The organism is Allosphingosinicella indica, assembly GCF_900177405.1.
Lineage (GTDB): Bacteria > Pseudomonadota > Alphaproteobacteria > Sphingomonadales > Sphingomonadaceae > Allosphingosinicella > Allosphingosinicella indica.
The window spans coordinates 2,375,515-2,396,143 of record NZ_LT840185.1; the positions used below are offsets into that span (position 1 = coordinate 2,375,515).

23 protein-coding genes and 1 tRNA gene are annotated in these 20,629 nt (G+C 67.4%); 16 read left to right on the forward strand and 8 right to left on the reverse strand.

Features of this window, described 5'->3' with window-relative positions; all coding sequences use genetic code 11:
- Window positions 1-18: 18 nt before the first annotated feature.
- Window positions 19-1,011 (reverse strand): LLM class flavin-dependent oxidoreductase, encoded by a 993-nt coding sequence (locus tag B9N75_RS11795; RefSeq protein ID WP_085218971.1) that lies wholly within the window; start codon window positions 1,009-1,011, stop codon window positions 19-21.
- A gap of 108 nt (window positions 1,012-1,119) precedes the next feature.
- Between B9N75_RS11795 and B9N75_RS11800 the strand changes: the two genes are divergently transcribed.
- Window positions 1,120-1,196, forward strand: a tRNA-His gene (locus B9N75_RS11800).
- Between the two features lie 28 nt (window positions 1,197-1,224).
- Window positions 1,225-2,274 (forward strand): Glu/Leu/Phe/Val family dehydrogenase, encoded by a 1,050-nt coding sequence (locus B9N75_RS11805; RefSeq protein WP_085218972.1) that lies wholly within the window; start codon window positions 1,225-1,227, stop codon window positions 2,272-2,274.
- Here B9N75_RS11805 and B9N75_RS11810 read toward each other — a convergent pair.
- Window positions 2,271-3,197 carry a DMT family transporter gene (locus B9N75_RS11810; protein WP_085218973.1) on the reverse strand — a complete coding sequence of 309 codons (927 nt, stop codon included), beginning with the start codon at window positions 3,195-3,197 and terminating at the stop codon, window positions 2,271-2,273. The two genes, B9N75_RS11805 and B9N75_RS11810, sit on opposite strands and share 4 nt — an antisense overlap.
- 109 nt (window positions 3,198-3,306) lie before the next feature.
- Between B9N75_RS11810 and ccmC the strand changes: the two genes are divergently transcribed.
- From ccmC to B9N75_RS11845, 8 genes are all read left to right on the forward strand, one after another.
- A complete protein-coding gene (gene ccmC, locus B9N75_RS11815; RefSeq protein WP_085218974.1) occupies window positions 3,307-4,026 on the forward strand; it encodes a heme ABC transporter permease CcmC in 720 nt (239 codons plus the stop codon).
- Window positions 4,023-4,154 carry a heme exporter protein CcmD gene (gene ccmD / locus B9N75_RS14115; protein WP_157123817.1) on the forward strand — a complete coding sequence of 44 codons (132 nt, stop codon included), beginning with the start codon at window positions 4,023-4,025 and terminating at the stop codon, window positions 4,152-4,154. The genes ccmC and ccmD overlap by 4 nt, the downstream gene beginning before the upstream one ends.
- Window positions 4,151-4,588 (forward strand): cytochrome c maturation protein CcmE, encoded by a 438-nt coding sequence (gene ccmE / locus B9N75_RS11820; RefSeq protein ID WP_085218975.1) that lies wholly within the window; start codon window positions 4,151-4,153, stop codon window positions 4,586-4,588. Before ccmD ends, ccmE begins: the two co-directional genes overlap by 4 nt.
- Window positions 4,585-6,510 (forward strand): heme lyase CcmF/NrfE family subunit, encoded by a 1,926-nt coding sequence (locus B9N75_RS11825; RefSeq protein ID WP_085218976.1) that lies wholly within the window; start codon window positions 4,585-4,587, stop codon window positions 6,508-6,510. Before ccmE ends, B9N75_RS11825 begins: the two co-directional genes overlap by 4 nt.
- Window positions 6,507-7,034 carry a DsbE family thiol:disulfide interchange protein gene (locus tag B9N75_RS11830; RefSeq protein WP_085218977.1) on the forward strand — a complete coding sequence of 176 codons (528 nt, stop codon included), beginning with the start codon at window positions 6,507-6,509 and terminating at the stop codon, window positions 7,032-7,034. Before B9N75_RS11825 ends, B9N75_RS11830 begins: the two co-directional genes overlap by 4 nt.
- Window positions 7,031-7,453: a cytochrome c-type biogenesis protein gene (locus B9N75_RS11835; protein ID WP_085218978.1), complete on the forward strand. Its 423-nt coding sequence runs from the start codon at window positions 7,031-7,033 to the stop codon at window positions 7,451-7,453. The genes B9N75_RS11830 and B9N75_RS11835 overlap by 4 nt, the downstream gene beginning before the upstream one ends.
- The gene (locus tag B9N75_RS11840; protein ID WP_244552342.1) at window positions 7,453-8,097 is read left to right on the forward strand and encodes a tetratricopeptide repeat protein; all 645 of its coding nucleotides are present in this window, start codon (window positions 7,453-7,455) and stop codon (window positions 8,095-8,097) included. Before B9N75_RS11835 ends, B9N75_RS11840 begins: the two co-directional genes overlap by 1 nt.
- A gap of 102 nt (window positions 8,098-8,199) precedes the next feature.
- Entirely contained in the window at window positions 8,200-8,808 is a 609-nt protein-coding gene (locus B9N75_RS11845; protein ID WP_085218979.1) for a superoxide dismutase, read from the forward strand.
- Between the two features lie 105 nt (window positions 8,809-8,913).
- Here B9N75_RS11845 and B9N75_RS11850 read toward each other — a convergent pair whose 3' ends face one another.
- From B9N75_RS11850 to B9N75_RS11870, 5 genes are read right to left on the reverse strand one after another with little or no spacing between them, the layout of a single operon-like run.
- Window positions 8,914-9,540 carry a septation protein A gene (locus tag B9N75_RS11850; RefSeq protein ID WP_085218980.1) on the reverse strand — a complete coding sequence of 209 codons (627 nt, stop codon included), beginning with the start codon at window positions 9,538-9,540 and terminating at the stop codon, window positions 8,914-8,916.
- Window positions 9,537-10,442 carry a signal recognition particle-docking protein FtsY gene (gene ftsY, locus B9N75_RS11855; RefSeq protein ID WP_425292421.1) on the reverse strand — a complete coding sequence of 302 codons (906 nt, stop codon included), beginning with the start codon at window positions 10,440-10,442 and terminating at the stop codon, window positions 9,537-9,539. Before ftsY ends, B9N75_RS11850 begins: the two co-directional genes overlap by 4 nt.
- Window positions 10,443-10,465: 23 nt before the next feature.
- The gene (gene mtaB / locus B9N75_RS11860) at window positions 10,466-11,701 is read right to left on the reverse strand and encodes a tRNA (N(6)-L-threonylcarbamoyladenosine(37)-C(2))-methylthiotransferase MtaB (RefSeq protein ID WP_085218982.1); all 1,236 of its coding nucleotides are present in this window, start codon (window positions 11,699-11,701) and stop codon (window positions 10,466-10,468) included.
- Entirely contained in the window at window positions 11,698-12,501 is an 804-nt protein-coding gene (gene dapF, locus B9N75_RS11865; protein ID WP_085218983.1) for a diaminopimelate epimerase, read from the reverse strand. The genes mtaB and dapF overlap by 4 nt, the downstream gene beginning before the upstream one ends.
- 39 nt (window positions 12,502-12,540) lie before the next feature.
- Window positions 12,541-14,103 carry a putative bifunctional diguanylate cyclase/phosphodiesterase gene (locus tag B9N75_RS11870; RefSeq protein WP_244552343.1) on the reverse strand — a complete coding sequence of 521 codons (1,563 nt, stop codon included), beginning with the start codon at window positions 14,101-14,103 and terminating at the stop codon, window positions 12,541-12,543.
- A gap of 276 nt (window positions 14,104-14,379) precedes the next feature.
- Between B9N75_RS11870 and ffh the strand changes: the two genes are divergently transcribed.
- Genes ffh through rimM form a run of 3 tightly spaced genes read left to right on the forward strand, consistent with a single transcriptional unit; the run spans window position 14,380 to window position 16,967 of the window.
- Complete coding sequence (gene ffh / locus B9N75_RS11875) at window positions 14,380-15,837, forward strand: signal recognition particle protein (RefSeq protein ID WP_085218984.1); 1,458 nt, start codon at window positions 14,380-14,382, stop codon at window positions 15,835-15,837.
- A gap of 27 nt (window positions 15,838-15,864) precedes the next feature.
- Window positions 15,865-16,437 carry a 30S ribosomal protein S16 gene (gene rpsP / locus B9N75_RS11880; protein WP_085218985.1) on the forward strand — a complete coding sequence of 191 codons (573 nt, stop codon included), beginning with the start codon at window positions 15,865-15,867 and terminating at the stop codon, window positions 16,435-16,437.
- A 44-nt stretch (window positions 16,438-16,481) separates the two neighbouring features.
- The gene (rimM, locus tag B9N75_RS11885) at window positions 16,482-16,967 is read left to right on the forward strand and encodes a ribosome maturation factor RimM (RefSeq protein ID WP_085218986.1); all 486 of its coding nucleotides are present in this window, start codon (window positions 16,482-16,484) and stop codon (window positions 16,965-16,967) included.
- On the opposite strand, the gene B9N75_RS11890 is transcribed toward rimM, so the two are convergent.
- Window positions 16,964-17,881: an NAD(P)/FAD-dependent oxidoreductase gene (locus tag B9N75_RS11890; RefSeq protein WP_085218987.1), complete on the reverse strand. Its 918-nt coding sequence runs from the start codon at window positions 17,879-17,881 to the stop codon at window positions 16,964-16,966. The two genes, rimM and B9N75_RS11890, sit on opposite strands and share 4 nt — an antisense overlap.
- A gap of 88 nt (window positions 17,882-17,969) precedes the next feature.
- On the opposite strand from B9N75_RS11890, the gene B9N75_RS11895 reads away from it, so the two are divergent.
- From B9N75_RS11895 to rplS, 3 genes are read left to right on the forward strand one after another with little or no spacing between them, the layout of a single operon-like run.
- On the forward strand, window positions 17,970-19,493 hold the full coding sequence (locus B9N75_RS11895) for a serine hydrolase domain-containing protein (RefSeq protein ID WP_085218988.1): 1,524 nt from the start codon (window positions 17,970-17,972) through the stop codon (window positions 19,491-19,493).
- Window positions 19,490-20,221: a tRNA (guanosine(37)-N1)-methyltransferase TrmD gene (gene trmD, locus B9N75_RS11900; protein ID WP_085218989.1), complete on the forward strand. Its 732-nt coding sequence runs from the start codon at window positions 19,490-19,492 to the stop codon at window positions 20,219-20,221. Before B9N75_RS11895 ends, trmD begins: the two co-directional genes overlap by 4 nt.
- Window positions 20,222-20,232: 11 nt before the next feature.
- Entirely contained in the window at window positions 20,233-20,628 is a 396-nt protein-coding gene (gene rplS / locus B9N75_RS11905; RefSeq protein WP_085218990.1) for a 50S ribosomal protein L19, read from the forward strand.
- Window position 20,629: the final 1 nt, after the last annotated feature.

Here is a 20,629-nt window from a genome sequence, read left to right on the forward strand (position 1 = left end):
CGCAGCTTTGACGTCGGATCAGCCGGGCGAAAGCCCGCAGACATCCGCCACAATCTCGAACGAGCGCCGCCGCGCCATATGGTCGTAGATTTGCGACGTGATCATCAGCTCGTCGGCGCCCGTCTGCGCCACGAACCCTTCCATCGCGGTACGCACGCTGTCGGGCGAACCGATCGCCGAGCAGTACAAAGCCTGCTCGATCCCCATCCGCTGGACCGGCGTCACGCTCTCCAGATAATCGGGGATGGGCGCCTGGAGCGGCGTCGGATTGCCGCTTCTGAGATTGACAAAAGCCTGGGCGAGCGAGGAGGCTAGCAGCACGCCCTCCGCATCGCTCTCCGCCGCGAAGGCGTTGAAGCCGAGCATCACATAGGGCCGGTCGAGCTGCGCCGAGGGCCGGAAGCCGGCGCGATAGACGTGGATCGCCTCCATCATCTGTTGTGGGGCGAAGTGCGACGCGAAGGCGTAGGGCAGTCCCAACGCCGCCGCGAGCTGCGCCCCGTAGAGGCTGGAGCCCAGGATCCATAGCGGGATGTCCATTCCTTCGCCGGGGATCGCGCGGACGCGGCGCGGCTCGGGCGGGCGGAAATATTCCATGAGCTCGACCACGTCCTGCGGGAAGCGGTCGACGTCGCCCGAGAGCGTGCGCCGCAGCGCGCGCGCGGCGGCCTGATCGGTGCCCGGAGCGCGGCCAAGCCCGAGATCGACGCGGCCCGGGAACAGCGCTTCCAGCGTACCGAACTGCTCCGCCACCTGCAGCGGCGCGTGGTTGGGAAGCATGATGCCCCCTGCGCCGATGCGGATGCGCTGCGTGGCATTGCCGACATGCGCGAGCGCCACCGCGGTTGCGGCGCTCGCGACGCCGGGCATCGAATGATGCTCGGCCATCCAGAAGCGGTTGTAGCCGAGCGCCTCGCCGTGCCGGGCGAGGTCCGCAGCGTTGCGGAGCGCGCTGCCGGCGTCGCCATTGTCGGTGATCGGGGCGAGGTCGAGGATCGAGAGCGGTATCATGGCTGCGATATGGGGTGGCGGCGCGGGTTCGCCACTGCACCGCGCAACTGTCCTTGACGGTGGCATGGCCGCGCCCCTATGTGCGGCGCCGGTTTAGCACCCCATGTGGCGACCGTAGCTCAGCTGGTTAGAGCATCGGTTTGTGGTACCGAGGGTCGCGGGTTCAAGTCCCGTCGGTCGCCCCAGTTTTTTCATCGATATCAGGACATTGCCATGCAGTCGCCTTGGGAGGCCCCCGATTTCGACGACCATGAGGTCGTGCATTTCGTCACCGATGCAAAGTCGGGTCTGAAGGCGATCATCGCGGTGCATTCGACGCATCTCGGCCCGGGCGCCGGCGGCGTCCGCTTCTGGCATTATCAGCAGTCCGGCGATGCGCTGGCCGACGCGCTGCGCCTCTCGCGCGGCATGAGCTACAAGAATGCGATGGCTGGCCTGCCGCTCGGCGGCGGCAAGGCTGTCATCCTCGCCGACGACGCGCGCACCAAATCGCCAGAGATGCTTGCTGCCTACGGACGCGCGGTCGAGCGGCTAGGCGGAAGCTACGTCACCGCCGAGGATGTCGGCGTAAGCGTCGCCGATCTGGTCGCGGTGTCGAAGGTGACCAAATATGTCTCGGGCCTGCCGGTCGCCGAGGGCGCGGTCGGTGGAGATCCGGGGCCGCACACCAGCTACGGTGTATATCTGGGCGTCAAGGCCGCAGTGAAACGCAAGCTCGGCCGCGACAGCCTGGATGGCCTCCACATCGCGATACAGGGCGCGGGCAGCGTCGCCGGCGGTCTTGCCCGTCTCGCCGCCAAGGACGGTGCCCGGATCAGTGTCGCCGATATCGATCAGGCGCGTGCGGAAAAGCTCGCTGCGGAAGTCGGCGGGACGGTGGTTTCGACCGATGCGATCCTGACGCTTGAGGCCGACGTGCTGGCGCCATGCGCGCTAGGCGCGATCCTCACCGAACAGTCGATCGCGGCGCTCAACGTGCCGATCGTCGCCGGGGGCGCGAACAACCAGCTCGCGACGCCTGAGGACGGCGATCGGGTTCAGGCGCGCGGCATCCTCTACGCGCCCGACTATGTCATCAACGCTGGCGGCATCATCAACGTCGCGTCGGAATATCTCGGCGATGCGGACCAGGCAGGCGTCCAGGCGCGGATCGAGAAGATCCCCGGCCGGCTCGATTCGATCTGGGACGAGAGCGAGACGACCGGCCGCAACCCGGCCGCGGTGGCGGACGCGATGGCGCAGCGGCTGATCGGCCGCGCCTAACCTTCGGGCTGCGCGGCCTCGCTCGCGCGGCGCCGCTCCAGCACGCCCAGCCGCTGCTCGCGATAGAGCGTGTAGAGGCCGCTGGCGACAATCGCTGCCGCGCCGGCCCAAGTCGTCGCGGCGGGATGGATGTCGAACAGCGCCCAGCCGAGCAGCACTGCCCAGATGAGCTGCGTGTAGTCGAACGGCGCGACGGTCGACACCGGCGCGAAGCGCAGCGCGGCGGTGAGCAGGATCTGCGCGATGCCGCCGCTTAAGCCCACGGCGAGCAGGATCGCCCAGCCGCGCGCATCGTGCATCTGCGCTGCGAAGGGCATCAGCGCGCCGACCACGATCATCGAGAAGCTGGTGAACCACAGGACGGTGGTCTGCGTGCCTTCGGTGCGGCCGATCTGCCGGATCGTGATCGTCACCGCGGCGACGCCGAACGCCGAGGCGACCGCGAGCGCCAGTCCGGCGGGCGGCAGACTCGACCCGGCCGGCTGCATGACGATCAGCACGCCGACAAACCCAGCCGCCACCGCGCTCCACCGGTATCTGCCGACCGGCTCCTTCAGGATCAGCGCCGACAGCATGACCGCGAACAGCGGGGCGGCGAAGCCGATCGTGGTCGCTTCGGCGAGCGGCAGATAGGCGAGCGCGCTGAACGCCAGGATCATCGTCGTAAGCCCGAGCACGCCGCGCAGCAGGTGCGCACCCGGCCGGGCCGTGCGCCAGGCATTCAGGTTGCCCGACCACAGGATCCAGGCCAGCAGCGGCGGCAGGCCGAAGGCGAAGCGATAGAAAACCAGCTCGATCGTGCTCGCGCCCGCGGCGTAGCCAAGCTTGATCCCCGCGGCCATGCACGCGAAGCATAGGACAGCGCCGAGCCGGAGCGCGATGCCCAGCGGACGGTTCTGCTGTATGGGTGCGGATGCAGGCATGAAGCCGGGTCGCCATGCGGGTTGCCGCAAAAAAGGGCAAGCCGAGCACGCCCGAGGCTTTGACGCCGCGCCCGCCTTCGCTAAACAGGTCGCGGGCAAAGGGCGGGTGATGCACAAGTTCGCGAATCCGGCGCGCTTTCTGAAGATCGCGCGGCCGCTGACCATGTGGCTGGGGTGGAGTGGCGGCGTGCTCGCCGCCGGCGCGCTCGCTTATGGCCTGCTGCTTGCGCCCAAGGATTATCTGCAGGGCGACAGCGTGCGCATCATGTATGCGCATGTCCCGGCCGCCTGGCTCGGTATGGGCGGATGGACCGGCATTGCGATCGCGAGCTTCATGCAGCTCGTCTGGCGGCACCCGCTCGCGTCTGTCGCGGCGAGCGCGATCGCCATTCCCGGCGCGCTTTTCACTGCCATCTGTCTTGCTACCGGCTCATTGTGGGGCCGGCCGACCTGGGGCACTTATTGGGAATGGGATGGGCGGATGACCTCGATGCTCATCCTGCTCTTCCTCTACATCGCTTATATAGCGCTCGACGGCGCGGATCGCGAGCGGGGCGGGGAAGGGCGGATTACCGCCATCTTCGGCCTGCTCGGCGCGATCAACATCCCAATCATCCATTATTCGGTGCTGTGGTGGAACACGCTCCACCAGGGGCAGAGCATCTCGATCGTCCGCGGCACCTCGAGCGTCGATGCATCGATGCTCTGGCCGCTGCTGATCTCGGCGATCGGCTTCTCGCTGCTGTTCGGCGCAATCGTGCTGATGCGGATGCGGACGATCCTCGCGCGCGAGAAGGTCGATGCGCGGCTTCGGAGGATGGCGGCATGAACCACTGGCCGTTCATCGCCGGCGCCTATGCGATTACCGTTATCGGCACGCTCGGCACCTTGCTGTGGAGCTATGCAGCGATGCGCCGCGCCGAGGCTGAGGCCGATGCCTTGAGACGTGAACCATGAAGGCCAAACACCAACGCCTCACCCTGCTCGGCCTCGCCATCGTGGCGATGCTCGGCGCCGTGCTGCTCGGCATGTCGGCGCTGAAGGATCAGGCCGCCTATTTCTACGCGCCGGCGGACGTGGCGCGCGCGGGTATCCCTCTCGATCGCGCGGTGCGGATCGGCGGCATGGTCCGTCCCGGGTCGATCGAACGGCACGCCGACGGCATCACCATCAACTTCCTCGTCGGCGACGAGACCGACGCCACCATCCCGGTGCGCTTCACCGGCGTGACGCCCGATCTGTTCAAAGAGGATAGCGGCGTCGTCGCCGAGGGCCGCTTCCAGCCGAGCGGGTTGTTCGTGGCCGAGGAGATCCTCGCCAAGCATGACGAGAATTACATGCCGCCCGAGCTGGCGCGCGGGAACAAGCACAAGAGCGAAAGTCTGGAATGATAGCGGAAGCGGGGCTCGCGGCATTGTGGATCGCGGCGGCGCTGTCGCTGCTGCAGCTCGTCTTCGGCGCATCGGCGCTACGGGTCGGCGGCGAGGGGTTCGCACGGGCGGTGCGTCCGCTCGCCGCGGCGCAGGGCGCGATGATCGCCGTGTCGTTCGCGGCGCTCATCATGGTCTTCCTGCGCACCGATCTTTCGGTGAAGCTGGTCGTCTCCAACAGCCATTCGATGAAGCCGTGGCTCTACAAGTTCGCGGGCACCTGGGGGAATCACGAAGGTTCGATGCTGCTCTGGGTCGCGGTGCTCGGCATTGCGGGGGCGGCGGTCGCATTGTTCGAGCGCAAGTTGAAGGAGCGGACGCTGATCGCGACGCTGGCGGCACAGGCAGCGATCGGCATGGGCTTCTACGCCTTCCTGCTCTTCGCCTCCAACCCGTTTGAGCGGCAGTTTCCGGTCCCGATCGAGGGCAACGGACTCAACCCGCTACTCCAGGACCCGGGCCTCGCCTTCCACCCGCCGACGCTCTACTTCGGCTATGTCGGCATCTCGATCGCCTTTTCCTTCGCGGTCGGCGCGCTGCTGACGCGCGATGTCGGCGCCGATTTCGCCAAGGCGATGCGCCCGTGGGTGCTCGGCGCCTGGATCTTCCTGACGCTCGGCATCACCGCCGGCTCCTATTGGGCTTATTACGAGCTCGGCTGGGGCGGTTGGTGGTTCTGGGATCCGGTCGAGAACGCGTCGCTGATGCCCTGGCTCGCCGCGACCGCATTGCTCCATTCGGTGACGGTGCTGGCGACGCGCGACAGCTTGCGCGCCTGGACGGTGATGCTGGCGGTCGTCGCTTTCTCGATGTCGATGGTCGGCACCTTCCTCGTCCGATCGGGCATCCTGACCTCGGTCCACGCCTTCGCCGTCGATCCGCAGCGCGGCGCCTTCATCCTCGTGCTGCTGCTGCTCTACATCGGCGGCGCGCTGGCGCTGTTCGGCCTCCGCGTCGGGACGGTGAAGGAGGGCGCGACGTTCGAGCCGGTGAGCCGCGAGGGCGCGCTCGTCGCCAACAATCTCTTGCTCTCCGCCATCCTCGGCATCGTCTTCGTCGGCACGCTCTACCCGCTCGGCGTCGAGGCGGTGACGGGCGAGAAGCTTTCGGTCGGCCCGCCTTATTTCAACACCGCCGCGGGGCCGATCGCGCTGATCCTCGTCGCGGTGATGGGGGCGGGGCCGCTCGTCCGCTGGCGCCGCGACCGGGTCAAGCCGGTGGTCAGCCGGATCGCGCTGCCGATCCTGATCTCCGCCGTCGCTGTGTTCGCCGTCATCCTGTTCGGCGGTTCGATCGGCATCTTCCCGCTGCTCGGCCTGGTGCTCGCCGCCGGTGTCGCCGCGGCGAGCGTCGCGCCGCTGTGGGGCCGCAATCTCCGCCGCACGCCGCTCTTCACCTGGGGCATGGTGATCGCGCATCTCGGCATCGCGGTCAGCCTCGCGGGCATGGCGTCCGAAACGGCGTTCAGCAAGGAAACGCTGGTGGCCGCGCGGCCTGGCCAGACGGCGCGCGTGGGCCCCTATGAAATCCATTTCGATGGCGTGAACCCGATCGCGGGGCCAAACTGGACGGCGATCGAGGCGCAGCTCACCGCGCGGCGCGGCGACGGCAAACCGTTCGAGCTGAAGCCCCAGGCGCGCATGTTCTCCTCGCCGCCCACCGAGACGAGCGAGGCGGCGATCGCGACGCGGATCGACGGGCAGCTCTACACCGTGCTCGGCAAAGGCGATCCCGATGGTCGCTGGCAGCTTCGCCTTTGGTGGAAGCCGGCGGTGACCCTGATCTGGATCGGCGGCGGTCTGGTGGCGCTGGGGGGGCTGCTCTCGCTGATTGGCCGGGTGCGCCGCCGCAAGGCGCACAAGCTCGATGAGGTGGCGGTATGAAGCGCCTCATCCTCTGGGCGCCGCTCGCGGTGTTCGCGATCTTTGCGATCACGGTCGCGGTCGGCCTTTACGCGCCGGCAGATCGCAAGATCACCTCCAAGCTGATCGGCAAGCCGGTGCCGGAATTCTCGCTCGCGCCTGCAGTGGCCTCGCACGCGCCTTTATCGTCGGCGCAGCTTCGCTCGGGCGAGCCGCGGCTGCTCAATGTCTTCGCGAGCTGGTGCGTGCCGTGCATCGCCGAGGCGCCGCAGCTCTTGGAGCTCAAGCGCCGCGGCATACCGATCGACGCGATCGCGATCCGCGACCGGAGCGAGGATGTGGCCAATTTCCTCGCCCGCTGGGGCGATCCCTATGAGCGGATCGGGACGGACCCGCAGACGCAGGTGCAGATCGCGCTCGGCTCGTCGGGTGTGCCCGAGACCTTCGTGGTCGACGGCAAGGGCATCATCCGCCACCAGCATATCGGCGATATCCGCCCCGAGCATATGGCGGAGCTGATCCGCGCCTATGAGGCCGCGAAATGACCACACGATTCTTTCAGAGCCTCGCACTTGGCGCCGCGATTCTGCTCGCCGGCCCCGCGTCGGCGGATTCGCTCATGCCACCGGCGCGCTACGCCAACACCCAGCTCGACGATCCGAGGCAAGAGGCCAAAGCCTCCGCGCTGATGGAGACGTTGCGCTGCCTCGTCTGCCAGGGCCAGTCCATCGCCGACAGCGATGCCGAAATGGCGGGAGACATGCGTGCGCTGGTCCGTCAGCGGATCGAGGCGGGGGAAAGCCCCGAGTCGATCCGCTCCTGGCTGATCGAGCGATACGGCAATTGGGTGACGTACGCGCCGCCGGTCGAGCCGATGACCTGGCCGCTATGGGCGGCGCCGCTGATCCTGCTCAGTATCGGCGTATTTCTCGCACGCGGCCGGTTCCGCAAGAAGGGACGCTGATGGGCTGGCTGATCCTCTTGGCGCTCGTGGCGCTGGTCCTGCTCGCCTTGTGGAAGTTCGGGCGCGTTACCGGCCCGGCGCTCCAGTTCGCAGCGGCGGGGCTGCTGCTCGCGGGTGCGGGCTACGCCTGGCAGGGGCATCCGGGGGCCGAAGGCCACTACAAGCCGCCACCCGTCCGCCAGAAGGTTCCCGATACGGCCTTTGCCGAAACGCGCGGTGAAATGCTGGGCGAGTTCGACAATGCCGCGACCTGGCTGACGCTCGCCGAAAGCTATCAGCGCTCGGGTGACACCAAAGCCGGCGTGGACATCATCCGCTCGGGGCTGCGCAAGGACGATCGCGACGCGGACCTCTGGGTCGGCCTCGGCAATGCGCTCGTCATCCATGCCGACGGGATGATGACGCCCTCGGCCGAACTCGCCTTCCAGCGCGCGCAGGCGATCGCGCCCGACCATCCCGGCCCCAAATTCTTCTACGGCCTCGCGCTTGCGCAGGGCCAGAAATATGACGAGGCGGAAGCGATCTGGCGCAACCTCCTTGCCACCGCGCCGCCCGATGCGAGCTGGCGTGAAATGGTCGAGGAGCGGCTTGCCGCGCTGGCGCAGGCGCGGGCGATGAACCTGACCGTGCCGCAGGTGCGATAAGCGTCGCCATACGCGCGAATAACTCTGATCGAAAAAAGCCGCTGCCATCGGAACCGATGACGGGCTAGGCGCGCTCACAGACGAAACGAAAGGAGCCGAACCATGGCCTTCACGCTTCCCCCGCTGCCCTATGATTATGCCGCGCTGGAGCCGACCATCGACGAAGCGACGATGAAGCTGCACCACGACAAGCATCACCAGGCCTATGTCGACAAGCTCAACGAAGCGGTCGGCGAGGAAGGGCTCGACGGCAAGAGCCTCGAGGAGATTCTTGGCGGCATTTCGAAGCTTTCCAAGAAGGCGCGCAACAATGGCGGCGGCCACTGGAACCACATGTTCTTCTGGGAAACGATGCGCGCCGGCGGCGGCCGTCCCTCGGGCAAGCTCGCGGCGCTGATCGACGAGGCGTTCGGCTCGTTCGACGACCTCAAGACCAAGTTCAACGAAGCCGGCGTCGGCCAGTTTGGATCGGGCTGGGTGTGGCTGGTCGCGAGTGCCGACGGCAAGCTGCAGATCGTCTCCACGCCGAACCAGGACAATCCGCTGATGGACGACGCCCCCGTGAAGGGCACGCCGATCATCGGCAACGACGTGTGGGAACACGCTTATTATCTGAAGTACAACAACCGCCGCCCGGACTACCTCAAGGCATGGTGGGATGTCGTGAACTGGGAAAAGGCCGAGGAGCGGCTGGCGAAGGTCGCGGGCTAAGCCACACAGGCGTCGTTGCGAGGAGCGAAGCGACGAAGCAATCCAGCGGGCACAGACGCCGCTCTGGATGCTCCGCTTCGCTCGCAATGACGGTGTCGCGCGGTATTATTCCACCGGCGGGACCTTCGGTTCCTCTTTCGGGTCGGTGAGTTGCAGGCCGTGCTTCAGCATCATCGGGATGTTGGCGAGGCCGAAGAGGAAGAAGGCGGGGAGGGCGCCCCAGAGCTTGAAGCCGATCCAGAAGTCGGTGCTGGTGGTGCGCCAGATCAACTCGTTCACCGCCGCCATCGCGATGAAGAACAGGATCCAGTTGCGCGTCAGAAGCTGCCAGCCGCGCTCGCTGAGCCCCGGATAGGCCGAGCCCAGCACCAGCTTCAGGAGGTTGCGCCCGGTCGCGAGGCCCACGGCGAGCAGCGCGGCGACCATTGCATAATAGATGGTCGGCTTCATCTTGATGAAGGTCTCGTTGTGCAGCCAGATGGTGATGCCGCCGAGCACCACCACCATCGCGCCCGAGAACCAGAGCAGCGGGGAAACCTTGCCCGCGAGGATCTTCGACGCGATCATCGATCCGATCATCGCCACCATGAATGCGCCGGTCGCGACGAAGATCTTGGTCGCCGCCGGCACCGGGGCGAAGGCGTTGACGACGAAGAAGACGACGAGCGGGCCGAGATCGATGAGGAAGCGGGCCAGCCCCGACATCTCGCGCGGCTTCTGGACAGTGGTCATTGGGTCTCCGAAGCGCCGGCGATCGCGCGCGCGGCATCCTGGGCATCGAACGGACGGAGATCGTCGATCCCCTCGCCGATGCCGATGGCGTGAATGGGAAGGCCGTATTTCTCGGCCGCCGCGACGAGCACGCCGCCACGCGCCGTCCCGTCAAGCTTGGTCATGACGAGACCGGTGACGCCGGCGACTTCCTTGAACACCTCGATTTGGCTGAGCGCATTCTGGCCGGTGGTGGCGTCGAGGACGAGGACCACGTCGTGTGGCGCCGCCGGGTTGAGGCGGCCGAGGACGCGGCGAATCTTCGCTAGCTCGTCCATTAGACCTTTCTTGTTCTGCAGACGCCCGGCGGTATCGACAATCAGCACGTCGATACCCTCCGCCGTCGCCTTCTTCACGCCGTCGAAGACGATGGCGGAAGGATCGCCGCCTTCCGGCCCGGTGATGATCGGCACGCCGATCCGCTCGGCCCACACCTTGAGCTGACCGATCGCCGCCGCGCGGAAGGTATCGCCCGCCGCCAGCAGCACGCCGTAATCTTGCTCCAGGAAAAGATGCGCAAGCTTGGCGATGGTGGTGGTCTTGCCCGATCCGTTGACGCCGACGACGAGGATCACCTGCGGGCGCGGAAAGGCGTCGATCTCCAGCGGCTCGGCCACCGGCGTCAGGATCTTCGCCACCTCCTGCGCGACGATCTCGCGCACGCCCGCTTCGTCCAGCCCGCGCTCGAACCGCTCGGCGGCGAGGCGCGCGCGCACCTTCGCCGCGGTCGACGGGCCGAGATCGGAGGCGATCAGCGCCTCCTCGATCCCGTCGAGCGTCGCTTCGTCGAGCGCCGCCTTGGTGAAGAGGCCGGTGAGATTGTCGCCGAGACGGTCGGACGTCTTGCGGAAGCCGGAACGCATCCGCTCATACCAGGGGCTTTCGGTCACGCAGGCTCCGCGATCAGCATATCATTCTCCAGTCCGGCGATCCGCACGGCCGCGATCTGCCCCACGGGGCCGGGTGAGGGAAGCCGGACGGGCGCGAAATTCTCGGCATGGCCGCTGCCGCCGCGCTCGCGCAGCACGTTTTGGGTCGTGCCGATCATGGTGCTCAGCCAGTTCGTTCGCCGGCGCTCACTCGCTTCGCGCAGCTTTCGAGCGCGCGCACGAGCCACGGCAGGCTCGACCTGCGGCATCCGCGCCGCCGGCGTGCCGACGCGTGGCGAATAAGGGAAGATATGCGCCATGACGATGTCGCAATCGTCGATCAGGCGGAGGCTGTTCGCCGCCATCGCATCGTCCTCGGTCGGGAAACCGGCGATGAGGTCGGCGCCGATCGCGACTTCCGGGCGCCGCGCCTTGATCCGGGCGACCATCTCCACCGCCTGCGCGCGGCTGTGACGGCGCTTCATGCGCTTCAGCACCATATCGTCACCGGCCTGCAGCGAGAGGTGAAGGTGCGGCATCATCCGCGGCTCGTCGGTGATCAGATCGAACAGCCGGTCGTCGATCTCGACGCTGTCGATCGAGGAAAGGCGGAGGCGCGGCAGCTCCGGCACATGGCGCAGGATACGCTCGACCAGCCCGCCCAAAGTCGGCGAGCCGGGTAAATCGGGGCCGTAGCTGGTGACGTCCACGCCGGTCAGCACTACCTCGCGATAGCCGTCGTCGATCAGCGCCTTGATGCGGTCGATAACCAGCCCGGCGGGCACCGAGCGGCTGTTGCCGCGGCCATAGGGGATGATGCAGAAGGTGCAGCGATGGTCGCAGCCGTTCTGCACCTCGACGAAGGCGCGCGAGTGCGATGCAAAGCCCGAGACGAGGTGCGGCGCGGTCTCGCGTACCCGCATGATGTCGGCGACGCGCACCCTGGCTGCGTCGCCCGCGAAGCTCTCCGCTTCGAACTTCTCGCGATTGCCGATCACGTGCGCCACTTCGGGCATCGCCGCGAACGTGCCGGGGTCGATCTGCGCGGCGCAGCCGGTGACGAAGACGCGGGCATCCGGCCGGTCGCGCTTGGCCTTGCGGATGGCTTGGCGGGTCTGACGCACCGCGGATTGGGTGACGGCGCAGCTATTGACGATCACCAGATCGTCCGCGTCGCCGGCGAGCATCCGCATCGCCTCACTCTCCGCCATGTTGAGGCGGCAGCCAAGCGTGATGACCTCCGCGCCGCTCATGCCAGCGTCTCCAGGTCGATCTCGCCTTCATAGACGTGGGTGGCGGGTCCGGTCATGCGGATCGTCCCGTCGGGCTGCCAATCGATCTCCAACGCGCCGCCGGGGAGGTGAACCGTCACCGGGCTCGTCACCAGCTTGCGGCGGATCGCCGCCACGGCGGTGGCACAGGCGCCAGTGCCGCAAGCGCGGGTGAGGCCAGCGCCGCGTTCCCAGACTCGAAGGCGGATCGCGCCGTCCGTCACGCTCGCCACGTTGACGTTGACCCGTCCGGGAAACAACGGATCGCGCTCGATCTGCGGCCCCAGCCGGTCGAGCGGGACGGCATCGGCATCGGGCACGAAGAAGATGACGTGCGGGTTGCCGACATTCACCGCGGCGGGGTCGTGCAGATCTTCCCAGCCGACCGGCATGGCCTCGGTATCCATCGCATAGGCAAGCGGCATCTCGTCCCAGCCGAAGCGCGGAGCGCCCATATCGATCGAAATGCCGGCCGCGTCGGCCGAGGCCGCGATCACGCCGCCTGCGGTCTCGATCGCCGGTCTGCCGCCGACGAGCAGGGCGACGCAGCGGCTGGCGTTGCCGCACGCCTCGACCTCGCCGCCGTCGGCGTTGAAAATGCGCATCGCGAGATCGGCGATGCGCGACGGACCGAGCAGGATCACCTGATCGCAGCCGATGCCCGTGCGGCGATCGGCGATGGCGCGCGCCAGCGTCTCGCTCATCGCCAGCGGTTCCTCGCGCGCGTCGAACAGCGCGAAGTCGTTGCCCAGGCCGTGCATCTTGTGAAAGCGCCGCATCATGCTGCGCAGCGATCTAGGGTGCGGGGGGGATCAAGTCCACTAGCCGGCGCGGCGGACGGTCTGCGACGGTGCGGCGACCGCGACCGGCGCCGCGGCGAGCAGATTGCGCGCCGCCAGCATCGGCTCGACCTCGGCGGCGGGCATCGGCCGGCCGAACAGCCAGCCTTGACCCTTGAAATGGCCGATCGCGCGGAGCCGTTCCAAAATCTGCGTGTCCTCGATCCCCTCGGCGGTGACTGCGAGACCTAGGCTCTCGGCAAGGCGCGCGATGGCGCTGACGATCGCGCGGCTCTCCGAATTGTCGGTCAGCGACTGGACGAAGCTGCGGTCGATCTTGATCCGGTCGAAGGGCAGGGCGCGCAGGTGCCCGAGACTGGAATAGCCCGTCCCAAAATCGTCGAGCGCGATGCGGATGCCCTGGTTCTTGAGGCTGGCGATGATCGATTGGGCGAGGCCGAGATTCTCGAACAGCGAGCTTTCGGTGATCTCCACCTCCAGCCGCTCGGGCGGGAAATTGGTCTCGACGAGCAGCTTCACCAGCTTCTGCGCGAGCCACGGGTCCTTGAGCTGGGTCGGCGAGATATTGACCGACAGCGTCAGCGCCGGATCCCAATGCCGCGCGATTTCTAGGCCTTGGCGGAACACCGACAGCGAGAGATCGGAAATCAGCCCACTTTCCTCCGCCACGTCGATGAATTCGTCTGGCGGCACCAGTCCACGCTCGGGATGGTTCCAGCGCGCCAGCATCTCGAAGCCGTGGAGCGCGCCGCTCTCCAGATCGATCTGCTGCTCGAAGAAGGGTACGAACTCGCCGGCGGGAACCCCGCGACGTAGGCCCGCCTCTGTCTCGTTGCGGTTGCGAAGCTCGCGCTCTAGCGTGGCATCGAACCAGGCGCGTTCACCGCGGCCTTCCTTCTTGGCGGCGCACATCGCGATGTCGGCGCGGCGCAGCAGGGGATCGGACCGGTCGCACTCCTGGTCGGTGCAGGCGATCCCCGCCGATGCGCTGACGTGGACATGCACCCCGCCCAAGTCGACGGCGGTGCCCAGGTGCGCGACGATCGTCGCCGCGACCGAGTCCACGGCGTCGGGCCGATCGGGATCGAAGCGGAACGCGACGCCGAATTCGTCGGCGCCGAGCCGCGCGACCACGGCATCGCCGGGCGTCGCCGCCTGGATCAGGTCGGCAGCGTGGCGGAGCAGGAGATCGCCGGTGAGATGGCCGTGGAGCTCGTTCACCGACTTGAAGCCGTCGATATCGATGACGATCAGCGCGACCGAGCGCACCTTGGGACCATTGCCGAGCAGCTCGGCGATGCAGGCGGCGAAGGCGCGGCGGTTGTAGAGACCGGTCAGCGGATCGGTCGAAGCCAGCGATCGTGCGCGGCGCTCGGCCGCCTCGCGATCGCGAATGAGGGTCACCGTGTCGCGATAGCGACGGATCCCGTAGAGCGTGAGCGCAACGTTGACGAGCAGCAGGCAGAGGACGAGCGTGCTGTTGTCCGCGCCAAACCGGGTCAGCAGCGCAGCGGCGCTCTCGACGCCGAAATTGCCGATCGCCGCGAGCAGCAGCAATATGCCGACCGCGACCCCGATGATCACAAAGTCCCGATTGGCGGAATGGCCCGTACCTGGATGTATCCGCTTGTCCGCCATTGCCTTTTCGGTGTTACTCCACACGGCGCGCATGTTATCCACAGGCCTGTGAAGAAGCTGTTAACCCCGGCCGCGCTTGCCTTCGGGGGGCGTGGCGGTTAAAGGCGCGGCCATTCGATCCCAAGATCGATGACGATCGGGCGTCCCGGGACGCGCGCTGGCCGGCGAGGTTTCGCCCGCCGGCGCTTTCTCGTTTGGCGTTCCGATCGGGGAAGGAAGACCATGTTCGACAGCCTCAGCGACCGCCTTTCCGGTGTGTTCGATCGTCTCCGCGGGCGCGGCGCGCTCAATGAGGCGGACGTGCGCGCGGCCATGCGTGAGGTTCGGATCGCGCTTCTCGAAGCGGACGTGTCGCTTCCGGTGGTGCGCGAGTTCGTCGACAAGGCGACCGAGCGCGCGGTCGGCCAGCAGGTTCTGAAATCGGTCACGCCCGGCCAGCAGGTCGTCAAGATCGTCAACGACGCACTGGTCGAGATGCTCGGCGCCGAGGCGTCCGACCTTGATCTCGACGTCTCGCCGCCCGCGGTCGTGATGATGGTCGGCCTCCAGGGCTCGGGCAAGACGACGACCACCGCGAAGATCGCCAAGCGGCTCGCGGGCAAGGACCGCAAGAAGGTGATGATGGCGTCGCTCGACGTCGCCCGCCCGGCCGCGCAGGAGCAGCTCGCCGTGCTCGGCCGCCAGGCGGATGTCGCGACGCTGCCGATCGTCGCCGGCCAGCAGCCGGTCGACATCGCGCGGCGTGCGCTCCAGGCCGCGAAGCTTCAGGGCTTCGACGTGCTGATGCTCGATACCGCGGGCCGGCTCCACGTCGATCAGGCGCTGATGGAGGAGATGAAGGCGGTCGCCGACGTCGCGACCCCGCAGGAAATCCTCCTCGTCGTCGATGCGCTGACCGGCCAAGACGCGGTCAACGTCGCGAAGAATTTCTCGGATCAGGTGCCGCTTACTGGTGTGGTGCTGACCCGTCTCGACGGCGACGCGCGCGGTGGCGCGGCGCTCTCCATGCGCGCCGTCACCGGCAAGCCGATCAAGTTCGCCGGCGTCGGCGAGGCGCTCGACAAGATCGAGGCCTTCCATCCCGAGCGGATCGCCGGCCGCATCCTCGGCATGGGCGACGTCGTCGGCCTTGTCGAGCGCGCCGCGGAGACCATCCAGCAGGACGAGGCCGAAGCGCTCGCCAAGAAGATGGCGAAGGGGCAGTTCGATCTGAACGACCTGCGCAATCAGCTCCAGCAGATGCAGCGGATGGGCGGGCTCGGCGCGCTTGCCTCGATGATGCCCGGCATGAAAAAGCTCGCCGGCGTCGCCGAACGCGCGCAGGACGACAAGACGCTCGGCCGGCTCGACGCGATCATCACCTCGATGACGCCCCGGGAGCGCGCCAAGCCCGAGCTGATGAATGCCAAACGCAAGATTCGCGTCGCCAACGGGTCGGGCACTACGGTGCAGGACGTCAACCGCCTCCTGAAGATGCATCAGGAGATGGCGAACGCGATGAAGAAGATCCGCAAGATGGGCGGGCTCGGCAAGCTCGCCGCCATGTTCGGCGGCGGCGGCGGGCTCGGCGGCATGTTGGGCGGGGCAGGGGGTGCGCTCCCGCCCGGCCTTCCGGGGCCTGGCGGCGGCAGCGCGCCGTTCAACCTGCCCCCCGGTTTCGACAAGTTTTTGAAGAAATAGACCAGATCACCAGAAAGGATTGATATTATGGCAGTTTCCATTCGTCTGTCGCGCGGTGGCGCGAAGAAGCGTCCTTATTATCGCATCGTCGTTGCCGACGCGCGTAACCCGCGTGACGGGAAGTTCATCGAGCGTATCGGCAGCTACAATCCGCTGCTGGCGAAGGACAATCCCGAGCGCGTGAAACTGGACACCGATCGCGCCAAGCATTGGCTGTCGGTCGGCGCGCAGCCCACCGATCGCGTCCTCCGCTTCCTCGACGCCGCTGGCGTGCTCGAGCGCGCGGCGCGCAACAACCCGAAGAAGGCCGAGCCGGGCGAGAAGGCGAAGGAGCGCGCCGAGGAGCGTGCGACCAAGCAGGCCGAGGCCGCCGAGGCTGCCGCTGCCGCCGAAGCCGCGCCCGCCGAAGAGCCCGCGGCTGAAGAAGCTCCCGCCGAGGAAGCGCCTGCCGCCGAAGCTCCGGCCGAGGAAGCCGCTCCTGAGCAGACCGAAGCCGCCCCCGCCGAAGAGGCGACCAATGAAGGCGAGTCCGCCGAGGCTCCGGCCGAAGGCGCCGACGAAGCCGCGCCCGCGGAAGGCGCCGAGAAGGCCGAGGGTTGATCTCTCGCATCGTCCGACCCCTCCCCGTCGTGGGGAGGGGTTAGGTGGCCGAACCCCGCGTCACCCTGGCGGCGATTGCCGGGCCGCACGGCATCGATGGTGGCGTGCGCTTGAAGCTGTTCGCCGAAAGCGCGGATGCGATCGCGCGGTTCGAGCAGGTGCAGGTCGGCGATCGTGAGCTGACGATCAAATCGATGAACGCCGCCGGCGGTCAGCCGATCGCGCGTTTCCATGGCATCGCCGATCGCAATGCCGCCGAGGCGCTGCGCGGCCAGCTCGTCACCGTCGCACGCGATGCGCTGCCGCCGCTGGCGGAGGGTGAATATTATCACGTCGACCTGATCGGCCTTCGCTGCGTCGACTGCGAGGGCGCCGATGTCGGCATCGTCGCCGCGGTCGAGAATTTCGGCGCGGGCGACCTGCTCGAGATAGAGCGCCCCGATGGCAAGAAGTCGTTGATACCGTTCAAGCCCGGCGTCGCCGATCTCGCGGACGGGACGGTCACGGTCGATCCCGCCTTCCTCGCCTAGCGGACGAGCGGCTTTCCCTTGGCGAGATCGTTGCGGATGGTGGTCGCGGCGATGCCGGCAGCCCCCATCGCATGGCTGATCTGGTCTAGACCCAGCACCACGTCCCCCGCGGCATAGAGGCCCGGTACGGTCGTTCGCTGGTGATCGTCGATGATGATGCAGCCGGTTTCCGCCAGCTCGGCGCCGAGCGAGCCCGCGAGATCGGAATGGATGTCCGATCCCAGCGCCGGATAGACGCTATCGAAGCGCAGCGGTCCTTTGGCGGTATCGACGACGATGCAATCCTCGTCGATCGCGACCGCATGGCAAGGTCCGTCGACCGTCGTAATGCCGAGGTCTTTTAGGCGCTTTGCGTCTTCCCGTCCTAGGGCATGCGCGGCGTCGGGCGCGATGAAGGTGATGTCGGCGGTGTAACCGCGCAGAAACACGGCCTCGGCAACGCCGTGGCTATCGTCGCCGATGACGCCGACCTTTTTGTCGGTCACCTCATAGCCGTCGCAGATCGGGCAGTAGCGGATCAGGCCTCGGGCCAGCGCATCGGCGTGGAGATCCTCGTCCATCGGCGGCTTGCGGTTGCTGACTCCGGTGGCGAGCAGTACCGACCGTGCGCGGATCGTGCCGCCGCCCCAGTGCGCCTCGAAGATGTCGCCGTCCTTGGCGATCCGCATCACCCGCCCGCTCTCGATCCCGGCGCCATATTTCTGCGCCTGCTCCTTCATCCGCGCGATGAGATCGGTGCCCGATATGCCCTCGGGAAAGCCGGCGTGGTTATGAGTGCAGGGGATGAGCGCCGCGCGGCTGTCGCCGGCGTCGATCACTTTCAGCGAAAGATGGAAGCGCGCCAGATAGATGGCCGCCGTCAGCCCGGCCGGGCCGCCGCCGATCACGAGGCAGTCGCAAGGGTTCCCGCTCATGCCCGATTAGCGCGCGTCGCGACGGGAGGTTCCCGTCTGGCGTGTCGCATCGCGCAGAGCTAGACGATCGAGAAAAGGGGAGCCGAGGATGAAGCCGATCCGTTTCGTTACCGCGCTGCTGATCGCAGCCGCGCCCATCGCCCTTCCCGCGCAACCTGCCGCGCCGCAATCGGCCCAAACCGATGCGATCGCCGCGGCGGCGCCGGAGATCGACCGCATGATGGCCGATTTCGCGCTCGACAGCCACGCGCCGGGCCTCGCCTACGGGATCGTCGCCGACGGTCGCCTCGTCTATTTCCGCGGGCTCGGCGTGCAGGATATCGAGGCGAAGCGGCCCGTCACGGCAGACAGCCTGTTCCGCATCGCATCGATGACCAAGGCGTTCACCGCGCTCGCGATCCTGAAGCTGCGCGACGACGGCAAGCTCTCGCTCGACGATCTGGCAGAAAAGCACGTGCCCGAGATGCGCGGCTGGCGCTATCTCACCACCGACTCGCCGCGCATCCGCATTCGCGACCTGCTCTCGCACACGGCGGGCTTCGTCACCGACAACCCCTGGGGCGATCGTCAGCAGCCGATGAGCGAGCCGGAATTCACCCGCATCCTGAAGACCGGCGTACCGATGAGCCGCGCACCGGGCACCGCGATGGAATATTCCAACTTCGGCTATGCTCTGCTCGGCCGGATCGTCGCCAACGTCTCCGGCATGCCATACCGCACCTATGTCGAGCGCAACATCCTGACCCCGCTCGGCATGCGGTCGACCGGCTTCGAGGTCGCCGAGGCGCCCGCCGAGCAGCGCGCAATCGGCTATCGCTGGAAGGACGGCGGCTGGGCCGAGGAGCCGACAATGAAGCATGGCGTGTTCGGCGCCATGGGCGGGCTTCAGACCAGCGCCAATGATTATGCGAAATATGTCGCCTGGCTGCTCGCCGCTTGGCCGCCGCGCGACGGCGCCGATCCCGGCCCGGTACGCCGCGCTTCCGTCCGCGAGCTTGCGCAGGGATCGAACTTCGTCTCGGTCGCGCGACGCCGCGGCAAGACCGGCGCGACCGCGTGTCAGGTGCCGAGCGCTTACGGGAAAGGCATGAGCGCCGCCGTCGATTGCGATCTCGGCCTGACGCTCGGCCACAGCGGCGGCTATCCCGGCTACGGCTCCTACGTGCTGCTGCTTCCCGAGCATGGCATCGGCTTCTTTGCCTTCAGCAACCGCACCTACAATGCACCCGTGCCGCAGGTGTGGGATGCGGCCGTCGCGCTGTCCAAGGCCGGCGCGCTCACCGGCCGCGCGATCGCCGTCACGCCTCTGCTGGAGGACGGTTACGCCGCCGCGCGGCTGATCTTCGCGGCGGGCGACGTCAATGCCGCGCGCAACCGGCTGGCGATGAACTTCCTCATGGATAAGCCTGTCGAGGAATGGCGAGCGGAACTCGGCACGCTCCAGGCCGCGGTCGGCACCTGCGACACCAACACTCCGATCACCGCGACGACCGCCATGGCGGGCCGCTTCACCTGGCGCTGTGAGCACGGTCGTATTCAGGGCGAACTATTGCTCGCGCCTTCGCCCACCGCGGAAATCCAGGAGCTGCATTATTCCGTCGTGGCACAGTGACCTTCGCCGCGACCGTCCTCACACTTTATCCGGAGATGTTTCCGGGGCCGCTCGGCGTCAGCCTTGCGGGGCGGGCGCTGTGCGAGGGCATCTGGTCGCTGGAGACGGTCCAGATCCGCGATTTCGCGACCGACAAGCACCGCTCGGTGGACGACACGCCGGCCGGGGGCGGGGCGGGGATGGTGATGCGCGCGGACGTGCTGGCGAGCGCGGTGGACGATGTGCTCGCCCGGCGTCCGGATGCGCCGATGCTGGCGATGAGCCCGCGCGGGCGTCCGCTCGATCAGGCGCTGGTCCGCGAGCTTGCCGCCGGCCCGGGCATCTCGATCCTGTGCGGCCGGTTCGAGGGGATCGACGAGCGGCTGTTCGAAGCGCGGCCGATCATCCCAGTGTCGATCGGCGACTATATTCTCTCAGGCGGCGAGACGGCCGCGATCGTCCTCCTCGATGCTTGCATTCGGCTGCTTCCCGGCGTAATGGGCGCGCCTTCGAGCGGCACGGACGAGAGCTTCGAGGCCGGCCTGCTCGAATATCCGCATTATACCCGACCCCAGATATGGGAAGGGCGCACGATCCCTGAAGTGTTGCGATCGGGGGATCATGCGAAGATCGCCGCCTGGCGGAGTGAAAGGGCGGTCGACGATACACGGCTAAGGCGGCCGGACCTGATCGAGCGCCATGGGGGCGCGCGAAGGCCACCGCCCTCTGGCGCGCGACGCGATACGTGAAGGCAAGATCGATGAACCTGATCCAGCAGCTCGAGGCCGAAGCCATCGAGGCGTTCAACAAGAACAAGACCATCCCCGAATTCCGCCCCGGCGATACGCTGCGCGTCGGCGTGAAGGTCGTCGAAGGCGAGCGCACCCGCGTTCAGAATTACGAAGGCGTCTGCATCGCCCGCGCCAACCGCGGTCTCGGCAGCAGCTTCACGGTCCGCAAGATCAGCTTCGGCGAGGGCGTCGAGCGCGTCTTCCCGCTCTATTCGCCGAACATCGATTCGATCGACGTCGTCCGCCGCGGCGCCGTCCGTCGCGCCAAGCTCTATTATCTGCGCGGCCGCACCGGCAAGTCGGCCCGCATCGCCGAGCGCCGCGATCCGCGCCGCGAGCAAGCCAAGGAAACCGCCGGCGCCTGAA

Coding starts and splice junctions, on each gene's coding strand:
- B9N75_RS11835 (WP_085218978.1), top strand. CDS start 7,031: ATGACCACACGATTCTTTCAGAGCCTCGCACTTGGCGCCGCGATTCTG.
- B9N75_RS11845 (WP_085218979.1), top strand. CDS start 8,200: ATGGCCTTCACGCTTCCCCCGCTGCCCTATGATTATGCCGCGCTGGAG.
- mtaB (WP_085218982.1), bottom strand. CDS start 11,701: ATGAGCGGCGCGGAGGTCATCACGCTTGGCTGCCGCCTCAACATGGCG.
- B9N75_RS11795 (WP_085218971.1), bottom strand. CDS start 1,011: ATGATACCGCTCTCGATCCTCGACCTCGCCCCGATCACCGACAATGGC.
- B9N75_RS11850 (WP_085218980.1), bottom strand. CDS start 9,540: ATGACCACTGTCCAGAAGCCGCGCGAGATGTCGGGGCTGGCCCGCTTC.
- ftsY (WP_425292421.1), bottom strand. CDS start 10,442: ATGCGTTCCGGCTTCCGCAAGACGTCCGACCGTCTCGGCGACAATCTC.
- B9N75_RS11810 (WP_085218973.1), bottom strand. CDS start 3,197: ATGCCTGCATCCGCACCCATACAGCAGAACCGTCCGCTGGGCATCGCG.
- ccmD (WP_157123817.1), top strand. CDS start 4,023: ATGAACCACTGGCCGTTCATCGCCGGCGCCTATGCGATTACCGTTATC.
- rpsP (WP_085218985.1), top strand. CDS start 15,865: ATGGCAGTTTCCATTCGTCTGTCGCGCGGTGGCGCGAAGAAGCGTCCT.
- B9N75_RS11895 (WP_085218988.1), top strand. CDS start 17,970: ATGAAGCCGATCCGTTTCGTTACCGCGCTGCTGATCGCAGCCGCGCCC.
- B9N75_RS11825 (WP_085218976.1), top strand. CDS start 4,585: ATGATAGCGGAAGCGGGGCTCGCGGCATTGTGGATCGCGGCGGCGCTG.
- rplS (WP_085218990.1), top strand. CDS start 20,233: ATGAACCTGATCCAGCAGCTCGAGGCCGAAGCCATCGAGGCGTTCAAC.
- dapF (WP_085218983.1), bottom strand. CDS start 12,501: ATGATGCGGCGCTTTCACAAGATGCACGGCCTGGGCAACGACTTCGCG.
- B9N75_RS11830 (WP_085218977.1), top strand. CDS start 6,507: ATGAAGCGCCTCATCCTCTGGGCGCCGCTCGCGGTGTTCGCGATCTTT.
- B9N75_RS11890 (WP_085218987.1), bottom strand. CDS start 17,881: ATGAGCGGGAACCCTTGCGACTGCCTCGTGATCGGCGGCGGCCCGGCC.
- ccmE (WP_085218975.1), top strand. CDS start 4,151: ATGAAGGCCAAACACCAACGCCTCACCCTGCTCGGCCTCGCCATCGTG.
- ffh (WP_085218984.1), top strand. CDS start 14,380: ATGTTCGACAGCCTCAGCGACCGCCTTTCCGGTGTGTTCGATCGTCTC.
- ccmC (WP_085218974.1), top strand. CDS start 3,307: ATGCACAAGTTCGCGAATCCGGCGCGCTTTCTGAAGATCGCGCGGCCG.
- B9N75_RS11840 (WP_244552342.1), top strand. CDS start 7,453: ATGGGCTGGCTGATCCTCTTGGCGCTCGTGGCGCTGGTCCTGCTCGCC.
- B9N75_RS11805 (WP_085218972.1), top strand. CDS start 1,225: ATGCAGTCGCCTTGGGAGGCCCCCGATTTCGACGACCATGAGGTCGTG.